Source organism: Microbacterium sp. KHB019, from assembly GCF_037285405.1.
GTDB lineage: Bacteria > Actinomycetota > Actinomycetes > Actinomycetales > Microbacteriaceae > Microbacterium.
This window is the reverse complement of sequence record NZ_JBBDHF010000004.1, coordinates 97,097-115,690: the sequence shown is the minus strand read 5'-3', so window position 1 is coordinate 115,690 and position 18,594 is coordinate 97,097. Positions and strand designations below refer to the sequence as shown.

Sequence of the window (18,594 nt, the reverse complement as noted above, 5' to 3'; positions counted from 1 at the left end):
TCGTTCCCGTCAGCGGAAGCTCACGAGCCCGGCCTGGGCGGCCGTGACGAGGATCTGCACGCGATCGCGCACGTGCCACTTCGACATGATGCGGCCGAGGTGCGCCTTGACGGTGCCCTCCGACACGATGAGCGTGCGGGCGATCTCGGAGTTCGACATGCCCTGCGCCAAGCACTCGAGCACCTCGCCCTCGCGCTCGGTGAGAGTCTCGAGCTCCTCCGCGCCGACGCCGGACGGGGTCTCGTCGCGGACGTGTTTGATCAGCAGCGAGGCGATAGACGGCGAAAGCGAGCTCGCGCCGCTGTTCACCTCGCGAACGGCGGCGAGGATGCTCTCGGCGCTCGAGTCCTTGAGCATGTACCCGGAGGCGCCGGCGCTCAGCATCGGCAGCACGGTGTCGCTGCCGTCGAGCGTGGTGACGGCGAGGATCCGCACCTCGGGCCAGCGCTCCGAGATCGCAGCGGTCGCCTCGATCCCGTTCATCTCGGGCATCTGCACGTCCATCATCACGACGTCGGGGCGATCCTTCTCGACGAACGCGATCGCCTCGAGCCCGGTCTCGGCCTCGCCGATGACCTCGACCTCGGCATCCCGTGACACGAAGTGGGACAGCGCGGTGCGCACGAGTGGGTCGTCGTCGACGATGAGAACGCGGATCTGCGGCATGGACGAAGCCTAACGGTGGGCACTACTACCCATATCGCGTATGTAGACGTTTGGCTATCAAAGAGTGAACGGTTGTCTGATGTGCGCCGTGAGGATCGCCGAGAAGATGAATACAGACATCCGACTAAAGACATAGATAAGGCGGTGAACAATATGTCGTTTTGGGAACAGCTTGCTCGTGCACTTGGCATCATTCGCTAGATTACCTGGCGAATAGGAGATAGTGAAGCTATGCGCCTCGTACCAGCCAGAGACGACACCGACCTTCTTCGGCTGACAGCGGAAGAATCGCTGAGTCTTCCGGAGCGCATAACGATGCTCGCCATCATCGTCGTCCTCGTTGTCGGTGATGTGTTCGGGATCCTCTTCACTCCAGGCGTCAACGTCCCTGCTCTGCTTCTGAGCATCGCGACGACCGCCGCTTTCGCGCTCTACCTCTGGTCTCCTTGGATAGCGACCGCGGCCTTGGGCCTCGTATTCGGGCTGTCCTTCGTGACCGGCACCGAGTTCACTGTCATCCTCGCTGCCGCCGTGGCCGCAGGCCTCGTCATGAGGCTGGGGAAGACCGCGCTGATCTTGACGTACCTCGCCTCGTTCCTCGTCGCGACGGCGATCGTGGCGTACGGAGATCTCGGCACTCCTGTCAACGTCGGCATCTACCTGATCATCGCGACTGTCTCGGGCGTGATCGGATTCGCGCTCCGGGTGGCATCGGCACGTGGACGTCGGCTGGAAGAAAAGCTCGTCATTCAAGCCGAGCAGGAACGTGAAGCAGTACTCGCCGAGCGGCGATGGATCGCCGGCGAGCTTCATGACAGCATCGCGCATCATCTCACCGTGGTCGCGCTCCACGTCCAGATGCTGGACGATCCGACCATCAGCAAGGATTCGCAAGAGGCCATCCGGTCCGCGGCGAAGAAGGCGATGGCCGACCTCCGGTTCGTCATCGAACTCGCCGATGACGGACCCCGCGCCTCCGCGGTGCAGACCGGAGACCTCGCCGAAGCCATCGATGAGGCGCGCTCCGAGATCGAGTCCGCTGGACACGCGGTCGTCAGCTCCGGGGACCCGGGTGATGAGCGCCTGCCGCGCGTCGCCGAGATCGTCCTCGCGCGCATCGTCCGCGAATCCGCCACCAACATCCTCAAGCACGCAGGGCACGGTGCGGTCCACATCGACCTCGACGTCGATGACGAAGCCGCGTCCCTCTCGATCCGCAGCCCCCTCCCGGCCACCCCTCGACGCGACCTGCCCTCGAGCGGGACAGGCCTGAACCGGATGGCCGAGCGGGTAATAGGGGCGAGCGGCGCATTCAGCGCTCAGGCCGTGGACGGCGATTGGCAGGTGTCGGCGAAGCTACCGATCACGTGAGTTGCCCGGGGCCGGCCGAGTGCACTGGACGAATGGCCAGCACATTGTCGACGTACGTTACTTGGACTTGTCATGCCAAGTCACTAGTTTCGGAACTACCCCAGAGAAAGCGTCCCCAGCGCTGACCGCGGGCGCGACCATTTCTGACTCTTCGCGCTCGCGGTCATTTCTTGTTTCGGACGCTTTCCGACGCCGCCATTCGCGCCAGTTCAGCGCGCGTTCATGCGCGAATCGCCTCGGCGAAGGTCGGGTAAACGCGAGGCAAACTCTTCCGAGAACGGCGCGGAACGCCTGACGCCGAGTGTCACAGTGGTCTTCGATCCCTCGGAGCGAAAGGCCCTCATGTCGCGTCACCCTGTGGCCTCGGACCGCGCCGATGTCGTCGTCGTCGGCGCGGGCATCGTGGGCCTGGGTGCGGCATACGCGGCCGCACGTCGAGGGCTTCGCGTGATCGTCGTCGACCGGACGGCGTCGCCCGTCGGGGCCACCGTGCGGAACTTCGGTCACATCTGCATCGGCGCGCAGACCGGACTCGCCCGCGAGTTCGCCGACGCGTCCCGTGACATCTGGCTGCGACTCGCCACGGATGCCGGGTTCTGGCTTCGCGAATCCGGAACGCTCGTCGCCGCTCGAGACACCACCGAGCTCGCCGTCCTCGAACGCGCCGCGCGTGACGGCGACATCGAACTCCTCACGGCAGAAGAACTCCGGAGTCACGCGCCCGTGCGGGTCGGAGTCGCCGGCGGAGCGCGCCTTCGCACTGATCTGCAGACGAATCCGCGCGAGGCTGCGGGTGCGATCGTCCGTCACCTCGTAGCGCTCGGCGTGGAGTTCCGCTTCCGCACTGCGGTGACGGCGGTCTCCAGCATCCGGGTCGAGACGACGCGGGGCGCGATCGACTGCGGACGCGTCGTCGTCGCCGTGAATCACGACGTCGATCAACTGCTGCCCGAGATCGCCGAAAGAGTCGGTGTCGTCCGGTGCGCCCTCGACATGATGCGCGTGAGCGCCATGACGCCTCGCCCGCTGGCCGCCCCGTTGCTCACCGCCTGGTCGCTCCTTCGCTACGGACGTTTCGCCGCATTCCCCGAGACCGTCGCGCTCCGCGAGCGTCTGTACGCGGAGCGCCCTGAGCTCGCCGGCCTCGACCTCAACCAGATGTACACGCAGCTGCCGGACGGCTCGCTGATCCTGGGCGATTCCCACGTCCGCGGCATCCAACCCGGTCCTTTCCAGCCGGAGCCCGCCTTCGATGCTTTCATCGCAGAAGCTGCTGCGCTGCTGGAGCTAGACGATGTTCGGGTCATCGAACGCTGGCAGGGGGTGTACGCCTCCGGGCCGGAGGAGTTCCTCATCGAACAACCGGAGCCCGGCCTGCACGTCATCGCCGCGACCACGGGGATCGGCATGACGACCGGACTCGGTCTCGCCGAACGCATGATCGCCGATTCCGCGACTACAGAGTCCGCGACCACGGACCCGCGACCACAGCCGCATACGAGCGAGCACCGCAGCTCGCAGCAGAAGGAGCATCATGAACGCCATCGAACTCGTCGTCCTCGACATGGCAGGGACGACCGTCCGCGATGACGGTGTCGTGGAGCAGGCATTCCAGCGGGCGGCTGAACGGACGGGCGTCGCTGATCGGATGCCGTGGCCGGAAGCCCTGCAGTACGTCCGGGACACGATGGGGCGTTCCAAGATCGACGTCTTCACGCATCTCGCCGACGGCGACGTGGTCGCAGCCGCTGCTGCGACAGCAGCGTTCGAAGGCGCGTACGCCGAGATCATCGCCGAGCAGGGCGCCCAGGAGATCCCCGGGGCCGCCGACGCGATCGCCGTTCTTCGGGACTCGGGCATCAAGGTCGCACTGACGACAGGATTCGCGCCGGTCACACGCGATGCCCTCATCGACGCCCTCGGCTGGCGAGACCTCATCGACCTCGCGCTGTCCCCGGCGGATGCCGGCCGCGGACGCCCTGCACCCGACCTCGTGCTCACGGCGCTGCTGCGCACCGGAGTGTCGGCTGTGCAGGCCGTCGCCGTCGCCGGCGACACGAGCAGCGATGTCGAGACCGGCCGTCGTGCCGGCGCGGGCTTCGTCGCCGGAGTGCTCTCGGGGGCGCATGATCGTGCCGCGCTCGACGGCGCCGATGCGGTGCTCGAGACCGTCGCGGAACTGCCCGCTGCGCTCGCCGAACGGGGTCTGCTCGGTACCGTCCTCGCAGCACGGACGTCGTGAGATGCGTGTCCTTGCGCCGCACGAAGAGCGGCACGACGTCAATCTCAGACCGGCAGCGACCGCGAAGGTGTGGCTCGGCGTCGGGCAGGAGCACGAGACGGTCGCCGTGCCCGGGGTCGCCCTCGGCCATGCCGACGTGCTGATCGCGATCGAACTCTCAACGGTCTGCGGCTCCGATGTCCATACGGTCGCGGGGCACCGCTCAGCGCCGACGCCACTGGTGCTCGGGCACGAGAGCGTCGGCCGGATCATCGCAATCGGCGATGACGGCGTGAAGGCGGTCGACGGCACCGAGCTGCGCATCGGGGACCGCGTCGTCTGGTCGGTCACCGTCTCGTGCGGAGACTGCGACCGCTGCACGGCGGGGGTGACGCAGAAGTGCCGCACCGTGCAGAAGTACGGTCACGAACGGATCGGCCCGCGATGGGAACTCACCGGAGGGTTCGCAACGCATGCGCATCTGCGGGCTGGAACCTCGATCGTGCGCGTTCCCGAGGCACTGCCGGCTACCGTGCTCGCACCGGCCTCCTGTGCGACGGCGACAGCCTGGGCGGCGGTGAGTCGCGGAGCGGGCGGGCATGTTCTGGAGGGAAAGCGGGTGCTCGTCTACGGCGCGGGTCTCGTCGGTCTGACCGCCGTCGCGATCGCCGCGGATGCCGGTGCCGAGGTGACGGTCGTCGACCCGTCACCCGTGCGACGAGCGTTCGCGCAGCGGTTCGGGGGGACCGCGGTGACGGCGTCGACAGGACCGGCGGACATCGTGATCGAGGCATCCGGCCACGCCGTGGCCGACGCGATCAAGGCGGCGGATGTCGGAGGCACGGTCGTGCTGGTCGGGAGCGTCTTCCAGGGTGAACCCGTGCCCTTCGACGCCGAAGATGCTGTGCGGCGCCTGCTGACGATCACCGGCGTTCACAACTACACAGGGCACGAGCTCGCGGCGGCCGCGGCATTCCTCACCGGCACGGGACGCGCGTATCCGTTCACAGAGGCGGTCGGGGCTGTCTATCCGCTCGCCGAGGTGGATGCCGCGATCACCGCAGCCTCCGCACCGGACGCGCCGCTGCGCGTGGGGATCAACCCGCGCTGAGCCTGTCGGGTCGCCGATTGGACGGGGACGCCCGCAGGCAGCACGCTGGTCACGTGGCCTCGAATCCGTCTTCTCGCCCCGCCGTCGGGGTGGCGCTCGTCGTCGGATCCTGCCTGTCGCTGCCGTTCGGCGCGGCCGTCGCCGCGCAGCTGTTCCCCGCGCTCGGCGCGTGGGGAGTGACCTCGCTGCGCATCGGTCTCGCCGCTGTGCTGCTGCTCGTGTTCGTGCGCCCACGGGTGCGCGGGTGGACCAGGCGGCAGTGGGGAGCGGCCGTGCTGTTCGGAGTCTCGCTCGCTGGGATGAACGGCTTCTTCTACGCCGGGATCGAGCGGGTGCCGCTCGGGCCGGCCGTCGCGATCGAGTTCCTCGGTCCCCTCATCCTCGCGGCCGTCCTCACGCGCCGACTCCTGGACGGCATGTGGGTCGGGATCGCTCTGATCGGGATGGCGCTCCTCGGGCTCGATGGGATGCTCGGTGCCGAGCCGCTCGACCTCCTCGGCGTCTTCTTCATCCTCATCGCTGCGGGCTTCTGGGTGTTCTACATCCGCATGAGCGCCCGCGTCGGCGAAGCGATTCCCGGCAGCGGTGGCCTCGTCGTGGGGCTGCTCGCGGCGTCCGTCCTCCTGCTCCCCGTCGGCATCCCGACGGTCGCCGCTGTCGGCGCATCGGGAGACATGAGCCTGCTGCTGCTCGCGCTCCTGACCGCGGTGCTGTCGTCCGTCATCCCGTACAGCTTCGAACTCGCCGCTCTCCGCCGCCTGCCGCAGCGCGTCTTCGGCGTGCTGCTGAGTCTCGAGCCGGCGTTCGCCACGCTTGCGGGGTGGCTGGTGCTCGGCCAGTCGGCGACGCCGTTGAAACTCCTCGCGATCGGGCTCGTCGTCGCTGCCAGTGTCGGCACCGCCCTCGGAGCACGGCGTGACGCCAGGGGAGCGGAGCCGCCGCCGTTCACGGGGACGATTCCCGTCGTCCCGAACTGACTCCGCGATCAGGTGGCGACCGGCAGCGGGTACCGCCGCCGCAGGATCACCCGCTGCCCGAGCGTCCAGGCCACCGTCACCGTCAGATACAGCGACGCCGCGAGCGGTACGAAGATCGCGAACATCGCAGTCAGGTAGTGCAGAGCGCTCATCATGCGCAGCACCGAGGGGGACGAGAGCGGGGAGTCGTCGACCGGCGTCGGGCGGAAGACGCGGCGTGTGACCTCGGCGACGGCGATCATGATCGCGATGAGTGCGAGATAGACGAGCAGGGTCGGCAGCGAGAAGGGGCCGGCGAAGAGCATGTGCACGAGGCTCGTGCCCAGCGTCGCCCCGAACAGGTCGTGTGTGAGCAGCTCGTTCGCGTGGCCGGCGATGTCGGTGCGCAGGAACAGCGTGTACAGGATGCCGACGACGGGAGCCTGCAGCAGCACCGGCAAACAACCGGCGAACGGCGAGGTGTTCTCGTCCTTGTAGAGCTGCATGGTTTCGCGCTGCAGCCGCTCGGGGTTCTTCTTGTGGCGCTTCTGCAGTTCGTGCAGCTTCGGGGCGAGGCGTGCGCGGGTCTGCTCGGCTTTGGCCTGGGAGATGCCGACCGGGATGAGGAGGGCGCGGATCAGGAGGGTGACGAGGATGACGGCGGCCGCGGCCGCGGCGGTGCCGGTAATCGGCTCGAGCGCTGCGGAGAGCGCAGTCAGTGCGCCGTATGCGGCGTCGAGGATCGCCGCGATGGGCGGGAAGGCATAGATGTCCAAGGGAAGGTCCGTTCTGAGTGTCGGGAAGGTCGGCGTGTGCCGTGCTCCCGTCACGAACGGACGGTCACACGGCGCGCGCGACTCCCGGCGCCCTCGGACGAGGGTGGCCGTCGGCATCCGGATCGCTCTGGGCGAGCACGACGGATGCTCCGATGGCGCGGAGCGGATGCGGCGCCGAACCCTGACCAGCCCCTACGACGCCGAGCGTGATCGCGACGATGAGCGCGGCGACCGTCAGCAGGGCGAGGGCGAGGGTGAGGGCGGCGAGATCGAGCGAAGCCAAGTCGGGCATCGCGACCAGCCCGAGCGCAGACAGCATGAGCTGCAGCAACTGCTCGAGTCCGTCCACCATGTCACAGACGATACCAGCGGGTGGCTGAGGCGTAGCTTGGGGAGCATGAGCGATCTGCGCGAGCTTCTGGGCATCCGGCATCCGATCCTCCTCGGCGCATTCGGCGGCATCTCGTCCGTCGCGCTGACCGCCGCGGTCAGCGAATCCGGCGGTCTGGGCGCATACGGCCTCTACGGATACGACGGGGCCCGCATCCGCGAGACCGCCGCCGACCTGCGGAGGGCGACGGACAAGCCTTTCGCCCTGAACATCTGGCTGCCCACCGGCGACGAAGCCCTGCCCGGCCCGCAGCACTCCGTTTTCGCTCAAGCGCTGGAGCCGTTCTACGAGGCCGTCGGTGTCGAGGTGCCCCACCGCCCGGAGCGCTACCTCCCGTCGCTCGAGGAACAGCTCGAGGCGATCTGGGATGCCGCGCCCGCAGCACTCAGCGTCGTGTTCGGCGTCCCATCGGCTGAGGTCGTCGCAGAGGCGCATCGCCGTGGCATGCGGGTCATCGGCACGGCCACCACCGTCGCCGAGGCCGTCGCGCTCGAAGCCGGTGGCGTCGACGCCGTCATCGCCTCAGGGGCCGAGGCCGCGGGGCACAGAGTGTCGTTCCTGCGCCCGACCGAGGAGTCGCTCGTGGGCACCATCGCGCTCGTGCCGCAGGTGGTGGATGCCGTGTCCGTCCCCGTCATCGCGGCCGGCGGCATCGCCGATCGGCGCGGGGTGGCGGCCGCGCTCGCGCTCGGCGCGTCGGGAGTCCAGGTCGGCACCGCGTTCCTCGCGACGGCGCAGTCAGCAGCCACCGACGCGCATCGTGCGGCGATCCGCGCGACCGCAGCCGACGAGACGGTCCTCACCCGCGCGATGAGCGGGCGACTCGCACGCGGCGTCCGCAACCGTGCCGTTCGTGCGATCGAGGCGAGCGGCACGATTGCTCCGTTCCCGATGCAGAACTGGCTCACCGGAAGGTTCCGCGCGGCGGCAGGCGAGCAGAATCTCGGCGAGCTGCAGTCGCTGTGGCTCGGGCAGGCGGCGCCGCTCGCTCGCCATGACGATGCGCGTGCGGTCTTCGAGGAGCTTCTCGCCGGAGTGTGAGACGGCTGCTCTTTCGGCCGCGATCGGCGACAATGGGGCCGTGATGATCAAACGCGTCGGCAGCGCGGGCCTCGCCATCGTGGTCGCGGCCGGCATCCTGGTCGGTTGCAGCGGCTCCGGCACGGGCGTCGCCCAGGCGATGAAGCCCGGCATCCCCGAAGGCGTCGTCTTCGAGCCGCTCAGCGAAGAGCCCGCTGCGACCTGGATAGAGCGCGGCGAGACATTCGCCATCGTCACCTGGGGCAGCGGGAGCTGCCCGCCCATCGCGACAGCCCTCACCGCGGACGGGCCGGACCGCGTCGCCGTGACATTCGGGTCGTCGCCCAACGATCCCTGCACCGCGGATATGTCACCGACGACGCACGAATTCGAACTGCCGAACGACGTGACAGGCAGCCCCGTCATCGTCGAGGTCGGCTACGAGGACTGGCCCGAGGCGCACACGCTCACGCTGAAGTAGCGTTCACTGCGATCGCTCCGCACTGCGGCGCCGGCTCGCCTCAATGTTCTGTCGACAACACCCGGGCGGGGGTACTGCTCGATGAGGCGTAGAACTTAGCCAGATAGATGGCTAATCTGGATGCATGGCCCAGTACAGCGTTCTCGATGCGCGGAACAACCTCTCGCGGTTGATCGCCGACGCGCGTTCCGGTGAGGACGTCGTCATCACCAACAGAGGCGTGCCGGTGGTCAAGGTCGTCCCTGTCGGAAGGCCGGACGTCGTCATGAACGGTCCTGCCATCGTGGAGTGGCTCCAGGCCAACCCGCTTCCGGCCCGGCGCTCGCCGGAGGAACTCGACGCGCGGATCGCTGAAGAGCGCGAGTCGTGGGAGTGATCTATCTCGACGCCTGCATCCTCATATACGCGCTGGAGGATTCCGGTGCGCGCGGCGACGCCGTGCGCGCGGCGATGGCTGGGGCGCGAGAGCCGTTGGCCACGAGTCCGCTGGTCCTTCCGGAATGTCTCGTGAGCCCATTGCGTACAGGTGACCACGTGATGCGCGACCGGTATCTCGCGATGTACCACCACCTCGAAACCGTCGAACTCGATGACGAGGCCTATCTGCGCGCCGCCGAACTGCGCGTTGATCACGGGCTCAAGACACCGGATGCGATCCACCTCGCGGCCGCACAACTCGCCGGTGCGTCGCAACTCTGGACGAACGACAGGCGCCTCGCCGCGGCATCCCACGGCCTAGCCGTCGACATCGTCAACGGGTGAACGGCACTCATGCCGCCCGACGCTCTGCTCTAGGCTTGATGACCGCGCGGCCATCCGGCTGTCGTCAACCGATCCGAGGAGCATCCGTCGTGATCCGAAATCTTTCCGAACCTTCGCGCCCGCTCGCGCGCAGGATCGCCGCACTTGCGATGACTGCGCTCGTCGCAGCGGGCGTGATGCTGGGCGTCCCAGCCCCCGCCACGGCCGCGGACGACAGCGGCGAGACCTACGTCATCGGCACTGACACGACGTTCGCGCCGTTCGAGTTCACCGACGCCAACGGCGACCTCGTCGGCATCGACATGGATCTGCTCCGCGCGATCGCCGAGGACCAGGGCTTCGAGGTCGAGATCCGCCAACTCGGGTTCGACGCCGCCGTGCAGGCGCTGCAGTCGAACCAGGTCGACGCAGTCATGGCCGGTATGTCGATCACCGACGAGCGCAAGAAGGTCTTCGATTTCAGCGACCCGTATTTCACCAGCGGCATCCAGCTCGGCGTCCTCGACGCCAGCGACATCCAGTCCCTCGACGACCTCGATGGCCAGACCGTCGCCGTCAAGACCGGCACGCAGGGCCAGACCTTCGCCGAGGACAACAAGGACGAGTACGGCTTCCGCGTCACCCCGTACACCGATACCACCGACATGGTGGATGCCGTCAAGGCCGGTCAGGCCGTCGGCTACTTCGAGGACTTCCCGGTGCTCGCCTACGGCATCCAGCAGGGGTCCGGCTTCCGCCTCGTCGGCGAACCGGAGCTCGGCGGTGAGTACGGCTTCGCGGTCAACAAGGGCATGAACGCCGAACTGCTCGAGATGTTCAACACCGGTCTCGCCAACGTCACCGAGTCCGGCGAGTACGACGAGATCGTCGACCGATACCTCAGCGGCGGCGAGGAGTCGACGCAGCCCACCGACATCATCTCGGTCGCCGTGAAGTACTGGCCCGCCCTCATGGAGGGCCTGTGGCTGACGATCCTCTCCACAATCATCGCGATCGTCGCCGCATTCATCCTCGGCATCGTGTTCGGGTTCGGGCGCCTGTCGAAGTTCCTGCCGTTCCGTTGGCTCGCCACCGCCTACGTGTACGTGTTCCGCGGTACACCGATCCTCGTGCAGGCGTTCTTCGTCTTCTTCGCGATCCCGCAGCTGTTCCCCGGGATCACGTTCAACCCGTTCGTCGCCGGTGCCATCACGCTGTCGCTGAACACCGGCGCCTACATGACCGAGATCATCCGCGGTGGCATCCAGGCCGTCGACCCAGGGCAGAACGAAGCCTCGCGCTCGCTGGGCCTCGGCCACTGGAAGACGATGCAGAAGGTCGTCCTGCCGCAGGCGTTCCGCATCATGATCCCGTCGTTCGTGAACCAGGGCATCATCACCCTCAAGGACACGTCGCTCATCAGCGTCATCGGCCTCGCTGAGCTCACGTTCCAGTCGAGGCAGATCATCGCCTCTACCTACCTGTCGGCCCAGGTGCTGACCATCGTCGCCATCATCTACTTCGTCGTGATCACGCTGCTGACGCTGCTCGCGAACGGCCTGGAGAGGAAGTTCAACGCATGAGCAAGATCGACGTCCGCGACCTGCACAAGTCGTTCGGGAGCAACGAGGTCCTCCAGGGGATCGACCTGACCGTCGCCGACGGCGAGGTCGTCGCCGTCATCGGACCGTCGGGCTCGGGCAAGTCCACGCTGCTGCGCTGCCTGAACAAGCTCGAGGAGCCGACCTCCGGCCAGGTGATCATCGACGGCGTCGACCTCACCGATAAGAGCGTCAAGCTCGACGAGGTGCGTCAGCGCATCGGCATGGTGTTCCAGCACTTCAACCTGTTCCCGCACATGACCGTGCTCGAGAACATCACCCTCGCCCCGATCGAGCTCGGCCGCATGTCCAAGACCGAGGCGCGTGAGCGCGCACTGGCTCTGCTGGAGCGCGTCGGCCTGTCCGACAAGGTCGATGCCAAGCCGGCATCCCTCTCGGGTGGTCAGAAGCAGCGCGTCGCCATCGCGCGCGCGCTCGCCATGGACCCCGAGATCATGCTCTTCGACGAGGCCACCAGCGCCCTCGACCCGGAGATGGTCGGCGAGGTGCTGCAGGTCATCCGCGACCTGGCTGAGGGCGGGATGACCATGGTGCTCGTGACCCACGAGATGGGCTTCGCGCGCGAGGTCTCCGACCGCACCGTGTTCATGGACGGCGGCGTCGTCGTCGAAGAGGCTGTGCCTGCCGACCTGTTCGGGGCTCCGAAGAGCGACCGCCTGAAGGACTTCCTCGCGAAGGTCCTGTAACGCCCGCGCCTACAGGATGACGGTCGAGCGGCCGTGCACGATCACGCGGTCCTCCGCGTGCCACTGCACGGCTCGCGCGAGCACCAGGCGCTCGACGTCCGCGCCGCGGCTCTGCAGCTCGGCGGCCGACTCGGAGTGCGTGACGCGCGTGACGTCCTGCTCGATGATCGGGCCCTCGTCGAGGTCTGCCGTGGCGTAGTGCGCCGTTGCGCCGATGAGCTTCACGCCGCGCTCCTTGGCGCGCGCGTACGGGTTCGCGCCGATGAACGCCGGCAGGAACGAGTGGTGGATGTTGATCACCGGCGCCCCGATCCTGCCGATGAAGTCGTCGGTGAGGATCTGCATGTACCGCGCGAGCACGACGAGGTCGACGTTGCCCTGCAGCAGCTCGAGCTGGCGGGCCTCCATCGCCTCCTTCGCGTCGTCGCCGGTGCCGCGCGGGATGTGCACGAACGGCACGCCGAACGAACGCACCGACTCGGCGAGGTCGGGGTGGTTCGAGACCACCATCGTGATGTCGACGTCGAGCTGCCCTCGCTGCTGGCGCCACAGCAGCTCCATCAGGCAGTGGTCGTACTTGGACACGAAGATCGCCACGCGTTTGCGGCGCGAGGTGTCGTGCAGCGACCACTCCATGCCGAACCTCTCGGCCACCTCGTCGATCGACGCCTCCAGCGCCGGACGCGCGGCGGCGAGCCCCGGAAGGTGGATCACGGTCCGCTGGAAGAAGCGCCCGCCCTCGGCATCCGTCGAATGCTGATCGAGCGAGATGATGTTCGCGCCGTGCTGGGCGAGGACGTTCGCGACGGCGGCGACGATCCCGGGCTGGTCATCGCAGGCGATGAGCAGACGTGCGGTATCGGTCTGAGACATGGATGCTCCTTGCAGGGGTGTGCATCGATTCTGCCGCGTCCGCGCCTGAGGTGACGAATCGGTAACCTGATGGGATGACTTCCGCAGCCCGACTGCTCGCCGATGCGCGCACCGTGCTGGCCGGGATCCCGAAGGAGGGGCTCGGCGAAGAGCGCTCCTCGCGCTGGAGAGGCGACCGGATCCTGCGCATCGGTGAGGCGTGGCACGTGGGCGTGCTGCTGCTCACGGACGACCGAGTGCTGGCGACGGGGGAGGTGCTGCGAGCGGCCGATCCAGGACGCCGCGGGTACACGGCCGAATCGGCGCGCGAGCGTGCGGCGAGGCGCCAGATGGCGCTGCGCGGGGGCTTCCGCGAGGGCGAGGTAGCACACGTCGGCTGGTCGGTCATCGACGTGGATGCTGTGGATGCCGGCGGCGCGTCCGGTCCGCTCGCGATGCGCGACGGCGTCGTGTCGGTGCGCTGGTCGGGGGCGTCGTGGCGGCCGCTGGAGGAGTATCTGCGGGAGCAGCTGGAGTTGCTTGCTGGTCGTTGAGCGAGCCGCAGGCGAGACGAAACGAGCCGAGCGAGGAGCGCAGCGACGAGTCGAAGCCGCTCAGCCCACCAGCCCCGCGAACCGCCGCAGCAGGTCCGTGCCCGTGGGAGACGACGCCAAGACGCGCTCGGCCGTCAGGTCGTACTCGTGCGGGTCGAAGTACCCCGTGGTCCGGTAGTAGGCCATGCGGCCGACGAAGTCCTGCGGCGTGACTTCGGGGTGGAACTGCGTCGCGTAGAGCCGACCGCCGACTCGATACGCCTGCACAGGGCAGTCGTCGTTCGTCGCGAGCAGCACGGCTCCTGGCGGCGGCTCGATCGAGCCCTCCTTGTGCGCTGTCAGCACCGACATCTCCGGTGCGGAGGCCCCGAACAGCGGGTCATCGGCTGCGGCCGCTGTGATGCGGATGCTCGTGGCGCGGGTGGACTCCGGTACCGCCGTGCCGACGGTGCCGCCCAGCATCCGCGTGACGACCCCGATGCTGTAGCACGTGAACATTCCGGCGAGGTGCTCGGCGACGGCATCCTGAGCCAGACGTTCTAGGTCGTTCTCGACGCGTCGCTGCAGGTCGCTGCGCTCTTCGGCGACGACGTTGAACGGCGACCCGCCGACGACGACGCCGTCATAGCGATCCGCGACCGATGGATCCAGGGGCTGGTCCAGCAGATCCCACCGGTCGAGCGCGGGTGCGCCGAGAGCGCGCCGGAAGGACTCGTGTTCGGCATCCGCCGCGCCCTGCTCCGGCCTCACGCATACATACAGGATCGAGGCCACCTCAAGATTCTATTCGCCGCCCCGGGAATACTCGCCGTCGGCCCGCGTTGAACTTGAGTGCCGTACACTCAACTTCATACCTGAGCGAAGTCCGCTCAACTTTCAGGAGGAAACGTGCCCAACGACTTCAGCGACACCGGCGCCGGCTCTTTCGACGACTTTCTCGCCCGATACCTTGCGGGCGAGCAGTCCCGACAGGCCCGATCCATCGATCTCAGTCGCTTCCTGACCGCGCGCACACAGCGCATTCTGCAGCGCGCAGGTCGATTCGCCCTCGAGCGCGGCCAGACCGAGCTCGACGCTCTGCACGTGCTGCGCATGATCGTCGAGGACGACACCGTGGTGCGCGCGATCGAGAACATCGGCGTCGACCCGGCACAGATCATCGAGGCCGTCGAGTCGCGCCTCCCGCTGCCCGGCGAGGCGACGGCCGTCGACGCCGCGACCATCACGTCGAGCGCGAGCCGAGCGCTGTTCCACGCGTACCAGGTCGCCCGTTCCTCCGGCGCGACTTACATCGACCCCGAGCACCTGTTCTTCGCGCTCGTGCTCGGCCAGGACGTGCCGGCCGGGCAGGTCCTCGCGCGCGCCGGCGTGACCGCCGAGGCGCTCACTCAGGGCGCGCGCGAGCACGTGTCGGCCCCGGTCGATGGTTCGGATACAGAGGGAGAGTCCACAGCATCCGACTCGCCCATGCTCGACAAGTACGGCATCGACCTCACCGCCCGCGCCGGTGCCGGCGAGCTCGACCCGGTGATCGGCCGCAGCGACGAGATCGAGCAGACCATCGAGATCCTCAGCCGCCGGACGAAGAACAACCCCGTGCTGATCGGCGAGGCCGGCGTCGGCAAGACCGCGATCATCGACGGTATCGCCCAGGCGATCGTCGACGGTGCTGTCCCAGCGCAGCTGGCCGGCCGCCGCGTGATCACCCTCGATCTGCCGGGCATGCTCGCCGGCACGCGCTATCGCGGAGATTTCGAGGAGCGTCTGACCAAGACGATGGACGAGATCGCCGCCCGCAAGGACGAGGTCATCGTCTTCATCGACGAGGTGCACACGGTCGTGGGCGCTGGCGGTGCCGGCGACGGTGCGATGGATGCCGGAAACATCCTGAAGCCCCGGCTCGCCCGCGGCGACCTGCACATGGTCGGCGCGACAACGCTCAAGGAATACCGCCAGATCGAGAAGGACCCGGCGCTGGAGCGCCGCTTCCAGCCCGTGAAGATCGATGAGCCGTCCATCACGGATGCCGTCCTGATTCTCGAGGGCTTGAAGGATGCGTATGAACAGCACCACGCCGTGACGTACACGGATGCCGCTCTTCGCGCAGCCGTGAGCATGAGCGCCCGATACCTGCCCGACCGCGTGCTGCCCGACAAGGCGATCGACCTCATCGACCAGGCCGGAGCCCGACTGCGGCTGAAGCTCGGCCTGCCCGTCGACACGTCCGCGCTTCTCACCGAGCTCGCTGATCTCGAAGCGCGCAAGAACGCCGCCGTCTCCGCGGAGAAGTACGAGGAGGCTTCGCATCTGCGCGACGAGATCACTGCCACGCAGGTTCGGATCGACTCGGCATCCGGCCGCACCGACGAGGCCGACGCCGTCGTCGATGAGCGAGAGATCGCCGAAGTGATCGCTCGTGCCACCGGCATCCCCGCCAGCCGTCTGACGGAAGGCGAGCGCGAGCGTCTCGCCGACCTCGAGACCGAGCTGCACGCCCGTGTGATCGGGCAGGACGCCGCCGTCACCGCGGTCGCTCGCGCCGTTCGCCGCAGCCGCACCGGCATGGGCGACGCCCGTCGCCCTGTCGGATCGTTCCTGTTCCTCGGCCCGACCGGTGTCGGCAAGACCGAGCTCGCGAAGTCGCTCGCCGACCGCCTTTTCGACGACGAGAACGCCGTGATCCGCTTCGACATGAGCGAGTTCGGCGAGCGGCACACCGTGTCGCGCCTCGTCGGCGCCCCTCCGGGATACGTGGGTTACGACGAGGCGGGCCAGTTGACCGAGCGTGTGCGGCGAAACCCGTACTCGATCGTGCTGTTCGACGAGATCGAGAAAGCGCACCCCGACGTGTTCAACCTGCTTCTGCAGGTGCTCGACGACGGGCGCCTGACCGACGGTCAGGGCCGCACGGTCGACTTCCGCAACACGGTGATCGTGATGACCTCGAACATCGGCTCGGAGTTCCTCGCCTCGCGTTCAGGTGCGCTCGGATTCGTCTCGTCGCAGGATGCCTCGGCCAACGGGTTCGCGTCCGCCGCCGACCTGCGCGCTCGCGTCATGGGCAAGCTCCGCGAGGCCATGCGTCCGGAGTTCCTGAACCGCATCGACGAGATCGTGCTGTTCCAGAAGCTGTCGCGTGACGAACTGGGTCGCATCGTGCGGCTCATGCTCGGTGCGACGACGGCGCGGCTCGCATCGCGTTCCGTGTCGGTCGAGGTGACGGATGCCGCGGTCGACTGGCTCGGCGAGCACGGCTACGAGCCGGAGTACGGCGCCCGGCCGCTGCGCCGGCTCATCCAGCGCGAGGTCGACGACCGCATCGCCGACCTGCTGGTATCCGGTGAGCTCACCGACGGCGGCGCCGTGCGGGTGGATGCCGCGGGCGACGGTCTCCGTGTCGGGGTGCCGGTGCTGGTCGGCTGATCTGGCGGCCGCCCCTAACGGGAGGAGTTCGCGGTGCGACCGCGGACGATCCCGATGAAGGTCTCGACGTCCTCCGTCGTGCGATCTCGCAGCCAGGCGAGCGCGACGGAGGACGTCGGCGCGTCCAGGAGCGGCCGGTAACCGGCATCCTTCCGCTGATGCAGGCGCGCCAGCGACATCGGCACGACCACGATGCCTACCCCCGTCGCCGCCGTCGCGACGGCATCCTCCGTGGTCGCCAGGGCCGGGAAGTTCGGCGCGATGGTCGGCAGGCCGAGCGGGCCGAGCACGTCGTCGAGCGGCGTGATCAGCACCTCGCCGGCGAGGTCCTCGGCTGTCAGCTCGTCCGCCGCCATGAGATGCGATTCAGCGGATGCCACGACCACGGGCACTTCTTCGTACAGCGGGATCACGTGCAGCTCGTCGGGGTCGTCGATCGGGCGGCGAACGAGCGCGGCATCCAGATCCTCGAGAGCGGCGCGCTGGGTAGCCACCTCGATCGGCACGAGTTCGAGCGGCACCCGGGGCATCCGCTGCTTCCACGTGTCGATCCACTTGCCGGGGGTCGCTCCGGGGACGGCCCCTAACCGAAAGGCGCGGGGCTGGGACGAGGGCGATGCCATGCGTTTCAGGGTACTCGGCTGTTCATGTCGAGTTCACGGTGCGGTCAGGATCTCGCTCCGCGCACGTCGCTGGGCGGGCTTTAGCTCGTCACGTCGGCTGCTCTGCCGAACAATTCACCCTGCACCCGCACCTTCGAAAGGTTCCCCCATGCAGTCCACCCTCAAGCGCGGTCTCGCGATCGCCGCTGGTCTCACCCTCGCCTTCGGTCTCACGGCGTGTGCCGCGGACACTGCCGACTCCTCGACCGACGGCGGCACCGCCGATGCCGGTGAGGGCACCTTCGCCTCCGGCGACTCCGACACGCTCGTCTTCGCCGTCCTCCCCGACCACGAGGGCGCCGACCAGGACGCTCAGCCGATCGCCGACTGGATCGCCGAGATCACCGGCAAGAACGTCGAGTTCTTCCAAGCAACGGACTACACCGCCGTCGTGCAGGGCCTCGCCGCCGACCAGATCGACATCGCGCAGATCTCGGCCTTCACGTACTTCCAGTCGCAGAACGCCGGCGCCGACATCGAGCCGATCGGTGCGCAGATCACCCAGGAGGGCGCCGAGCCCGGCTACTTCTCCGTCGCCGTCAAGAACCCGGCAGCGACCGACGTGACGTCCCTCGAGGACTTCGCCGACCAGCCGGTCTGCTTCGTCAACCCGACCTCCACCTCGGGCTTCGCCGTTCCGATGGGCGGCCTGCTCGAGGCCGGTGTCACCGTCTCCGACGACAACCGCCTGTTCGGCGAGGAGCACGACCTCAACGCCAAGAAGGTCGCCCAGGGCACCGACTGCCAGGTCGGGTTCGCGCAGGACATCGACGCCGACCCGCTGATCGAGTCGGGCGAGCTCGAAGAAGTCACGCGCGTGCAGGTTCCCGCAGCGCCGATCGTGATGCAGGCCGCTCTGCCGCAGGACGTCAAGGACCAGCTCACCGCTGCCCTCGCCGACAGCACGCAGTCGGACCTGACCGACGCCGGAATCGAGCTCAACGAGTTCCTCACCGACGGCTGGTTCGGCTTCGGCAAGGTCGACGACGCGTACTACGACCTGATCCGCACCCTGTGCACAGAGATCGCCGACGAGGTCGAGGCCTGCCAGGCCTGACCCT

At 68.0% G+C, this 18,594-nt stretch carries 20 protein-coding genes; 14 read left to right on the top strand and 6 right to left on the bottom strand.

The features are described 5' to 3' along the window. Positions 1-9: 9 nt before the first annotated feature. Positions 10-666 carry a response regulator transcription factor gene (locus tag KHB019_RS13745; RefSeq protein ID WP_337459220.1) on the bottom strand — a complete coding sequence of 219 codons (657 nt, stop codon included), beginning with the start codon at positions 664-666 and terminating at the stop codon, positions 10-12. 231 nt (positions 667-897) lie between these two features. On the opposite strand from KHB019_RS13745, the gene KHB019_RS13740 reads away from it, so the two are divergent. From KHB019_RS13740 to KHB019_RS13720, 5 genes are all read left to right on the top strand, one after another. Beyond that, positions 898-2,037, top strand: coding sequence for a sensor histidine kinase (locus KHB019_RS13740; protein WP_337459219.1), 1,140 nt, complete (start codon positions 898-900; stop codon positions 2,035-2,037). Positions 2,038-2,394: 357 nt separating this feature from the next. After that, complete coding sequence (locus KHB019_RS13735) at positions 2,395-3,627, top strand: TIGR03364 family FAD-dependent oxidoreductase (protein WP_337459218.1); 1,233 nt, start codon at positions 2,395-2,397, stop codon at positions 3,625-3,627. After that, positions 3,572-4,279 (top strand): phosphonatase-like hydrolase, encoded by a 708-nt coding sequence (locus KHB019_RS13730; protein ID WP_325472011.1) that lies wholly within the window; start codon positions 3,572-3,574, stop codon positions 4,277-4,279. The genes KHB019_RS13735 and KHB019_RS13730 overlap by 56 nt, the downstream gene beginning before the upstream one ends. Before the next feature lies 1 nt (position 4,280). Further along, a complete protein-coding gene (locus KHB019_RS13725) occupies positions 4,281-5,369 on the top strand; it encodes a zinc-binding dehydrogenase (protein WP_337459217.1) in 1,089 nt (362 codons plus the stop codon). Positions 5,370-5,422: 53 nt separating this feature from the next. After that, on the top strand, positions 5,423-6,346 hold the full coding sequence (locus KHB019_RS13720; RefSeq protein WP_337459216.1) for an EamA family transporter: 924 nt from the start codon (positions 5,423-5,425) through the stop codon (positions 6,344-6,346). 8 nt (positions 6,347-6,354) lie between these two features. Here the strand turns inward: KHB019_RS13720 and KHB019_RS13715 are convergent, their stop codons facing one another. Together KHB019_RS13715 and KHB019_RS13710 are read right to left on the bottom strand one after the other, a co-directional pair. Next, on the bottom strand, positions 6,355-7,101 hold the full coding sequence (locus KHB019_RS13715) for a YidC/Oxa1 family membrane protein insertase (RefSeq protein WP_337459215.1): 747 nt from the start codon (positions 7,099-7,101) through the stop codon (positions 6,355-6,357). 64 nt (positions 7,102-7,165) lie between these two features. After that, complete coding sequence (locus tag KHB019_RS13710) at positions 7,166-7,453, bottom strand: DUF6412 domain-containing protein (protein WP_337459214.1); 288 nt, start codon at positions 7,451-7,453, stop codon at positions 7,166-7,168. A gap of 45 nt (positions 7,454-7,498) precedes the next feature. Between KHB019_RS13710 and KHB019_RS13705 the strand changes: the two genes are divergently transcribed. The 6 genes from KHB019_RS13705 (at position 7,499) to KHB019_RS13680 (ending at position 12,042) form a co-directional block, all read left to right on the top strand. Further along, the gene (locus KHB019_RS13705) at positions 7,499-8,533 is read left to right on the top strand and encodes an NAD(P)H-dependent flavin oxidoreductase (RefSeq protein ID WP_337459213.1); all 1,035 of its coding nucleotides are present in this window, start codon (positions 7,499-7,501) and stop codon (positions 8,531-8,533) included. Between the two features lie 40 nt (positions 8,534-8,573). Continuing rightward, complete coding sequence (locus KHB019_RS13700; protein WP_230103757.1) at positions 8,574-8,993, top strand: hypothetical protein; 420 nt, start codon at positions 8,574-8,576, stop codon at positions 8,991-8,993. 124 nt (positions 8,994-9,117) lie between these two features. Beyond that, positions 9,118-9,369, top strand: a complete 252-nt coding sequence (locus KHB019_RS13695) for a type II toxin-antitoxin system Phd/YefM family antitoxin (RefSeq protein ID WP_337459212.1) — start codon at positions 9,118-9,120, stop codon at positions 9,367-9,369. Further along, positions 9,360-9,755, top strand: coding sequence for a type II toxin-antitoxin system VapC family toxin (locus tag KHB019_RS13690; protein ID WP_337459211.1), 396 nt, complete (start codon positions 9,360-9,362; stop codon positions 9,753-9,755). The genes KHB019_RS13695 and KHB019_RS13690 overlap by 10 nt, the downstream gene beginning before the upstream one ends. Before the next feature lie 149 nt (positions 9,756-9,904). Continuing rightward, the gene (locus KHB019_RS13685) at positions 9,905-11,317 is read left to right on the top strand and encodes an amino acid ABC transporter substrate-binding protein/permease (RefSeq protein ID WP_337459210.1); all 1,413 of its coding nucleotides are present in this window, start codon (positions 9,905-9,907) and stop codon (positions 11,315-11,317) included. Next, the gene (locus KHB019_RS13680) at positions 11,314-12,042 is read left to right on the top strand and encodes an amino acid ABC transporter ATP-binding protein (protein ID WP_230103753.1); all 729 of its coding nucleotides are present in this window, start codon (positions 11,314-11,316) and stop codon (positions 12,040-12,042) included. The genes KHB019_RS13685 and KHB019_RS13680 overlap by 4 nt, the downstream gene beginning before the upstream one ends. 9 nt (positions 12,043-12,051) lie before the next feature. Here the strand turns inward: KHB019_RS13680 and purU are convergent, their stop codons facing one another. Then, positions 12,052-12,915: a formyltetrahydrofolate deformylase gene (purU, locus tag KHB019_RS13675; RefSeq protein ID WP_230103752.1), complete on the bottom strand. Its 864-nt coding sequence runs from the start codon at positions 12,913-12,915 to the stop codon at positions 12,052-12,054. Between the two features lie 74 nt (positions 12,916-12,989). On the opposite strand from purU, the gene KHB019_RS13670 reads away from it, so the two are divergent. Beyond that, on the top strand, positions 12,990-13,448 hold the full coding sequence (locus KHB019_RS13670) for a glutaminase (protein ID WP_230103751.1): 459 nt from the start codon (positions 12,990-12,992) through the stop codon (positions 13,446-13,448). 60 nt (positions 13,449-13,508) lie between these two features. Here the strand turns inward: KHB019_RS13670 and KHB019_RS13665 are convergent, their stop codons facing one another. After that, on the bottom strand, positions 13,509-14,222 hold the full coding sequence (locus KHB019_RS13665) for a glutamine amidotransferase-related protein (protein ID WP_337459209.1): 714 nt from the start codon (positions 14,220-14,222) through the stop codon (positions 13,509-13,511). Between the two features lie 114 nt (positions 14,223-14,336). On the opposite strand from KHB019_RS13665, the gene KHB019_RS13660 reads away from it, so the two are divergent. Then, on the top strand, positions 14,337-16,871 hold the full coding sequence (locus KHB019_RS13660; RefSeq protein ID WP_337459208.1) for an ATP-dependent Clp protease ATP-binding subunit: 2,535 nt from the start codon (positions 14,337-14,339) through the stop codon (positions 16,869-16,871). Positions 16,872-16,885: 14 nt separating this feature from the next. Here KHB019_RS13660 and KHB019_RS13655 read toward each other — a convergent pair whose 3' ends face one another. After that, complete coding sequence (locus KHB019_RS13655; RefSeq protein ID WP_337459207.1) at positions 16,886-17,494, bottom strand: LysR substrate-binding domain-containing protein; 609 nt, start codon at positions 17,492-17,494, stop codon at positions 16,886-16,888. A gap of 148 nt (positions 17,495-17,642) precedes the next feature. On the opposite strand from KHB019_RS13655, the gene KHB019_RS13650 reads away from it, so the two are divergent. Next, positions 17,643-18,590: a PhnD/SsuA/transferrin family substrate-binding protein gene (locus KHB019_RS13650; RefSeq protein ID WP_337459206.1), complete on the top strand. Its 948-nt coding sequence runs from the start codon at positions 17,643-17,645 to the stop codon at positions 18,588-18,590. The last annotated feature ends 4 nt before the right edge of the window (positions 18,591-18,594 follow it).

Bases quoted from the DNA above. Each gene is read 5' to 3' on its own strand.
- KHB019_RS13745 (WP_337459220.1), bottom strand. From the start codon at position 666: ATGCCGCAGATCCGCGTTCTCATCGTCGACGACGACCCACTCGTGCGC.
- KHB019_RS13740 (WP_337459219.1), top strand. From the start codon at position 898: ATGCGCCTCGTACCAGCCAGAGACGACACCGACCTTCTTCGGCTGACA.
- KHB019_RS13730 (WP_325472011.1), top strand. From the start codon at position 3,572: ATGAACGCCATCGAACTCGTCGTCCTCGACATGGCAGGGACGACCGTC.
- KHB019_RS13725 (WP_337459217.1), top strand. From the start codon at position 4,281: ATGCGTGTCCTTGCGCCGCACGAAGAGCGGCACGACGTCAATCTCAGA.
- KHB019_RS13710 (WP_337459214.1), bottom strand. From the start codon at position 7,453: ATGGTGGACGGACTCGAGCAGTTGCTGCAGCTCATGCTGTCTGCGCTC.
- KHB019_RS13705 (WP_337459213.1), top strand. From the start codon at position 7,499: ATGAGCGATCTGCGCGAGCTTCTGGGCATCCGGCATCCGATCCTCCTC.
- KHB019_RS13695 (WP_337459212.1), top strand. From the start codon at position 9,118: ATGGCCCAGTACAGCGTTCTCGATGCGCGGAACAACCTCTCGCGGTTG.
- KHB019_RS13685 (WP_337459210.1), top strand. From the start codon at position 9,905: ATGACTGCGCTCGTCGCAGCGGGCGTGATGCTGGGCGTCCCAGCCCCC.
- KHB019_RS13680 (WP_230103753.1), top strand. From the start codon at position 11,314: ATGAGCAAGATCGACGTCCGCGACCTGCACAAGTCGTTCGGGAGCAAC.
- purU (WP_230103752.1), bottom strand. From the start codon at position 12,915: ATGTCTCAGACCGATACCGCACGTCTGCTCATCGCCTGCGATGACCAG.
- KHB019_RS13670 (WP_230103751.1), top strand. From the start codon at position 12,990: ATGACTTCCGCAGCCCGACTGCTCGCCGATGCGCGCACCGTGCTGGCC.
- KHB019_RS13655 (WP_337459207.1), bottom strand. From the start codon at position 17,494: ATGGCATCGCCCTCGTCCCAGCCCCGCGCCTTTCGGTTAGGGGCCGTC.
- KHB019_RS13650 (WP_337459206.1), top strand. From the start codon at position 17,643: ATGCAGTCCACCCTCAAGCGCGGTCTCGCGATCGCCGCTGGTCTCACC.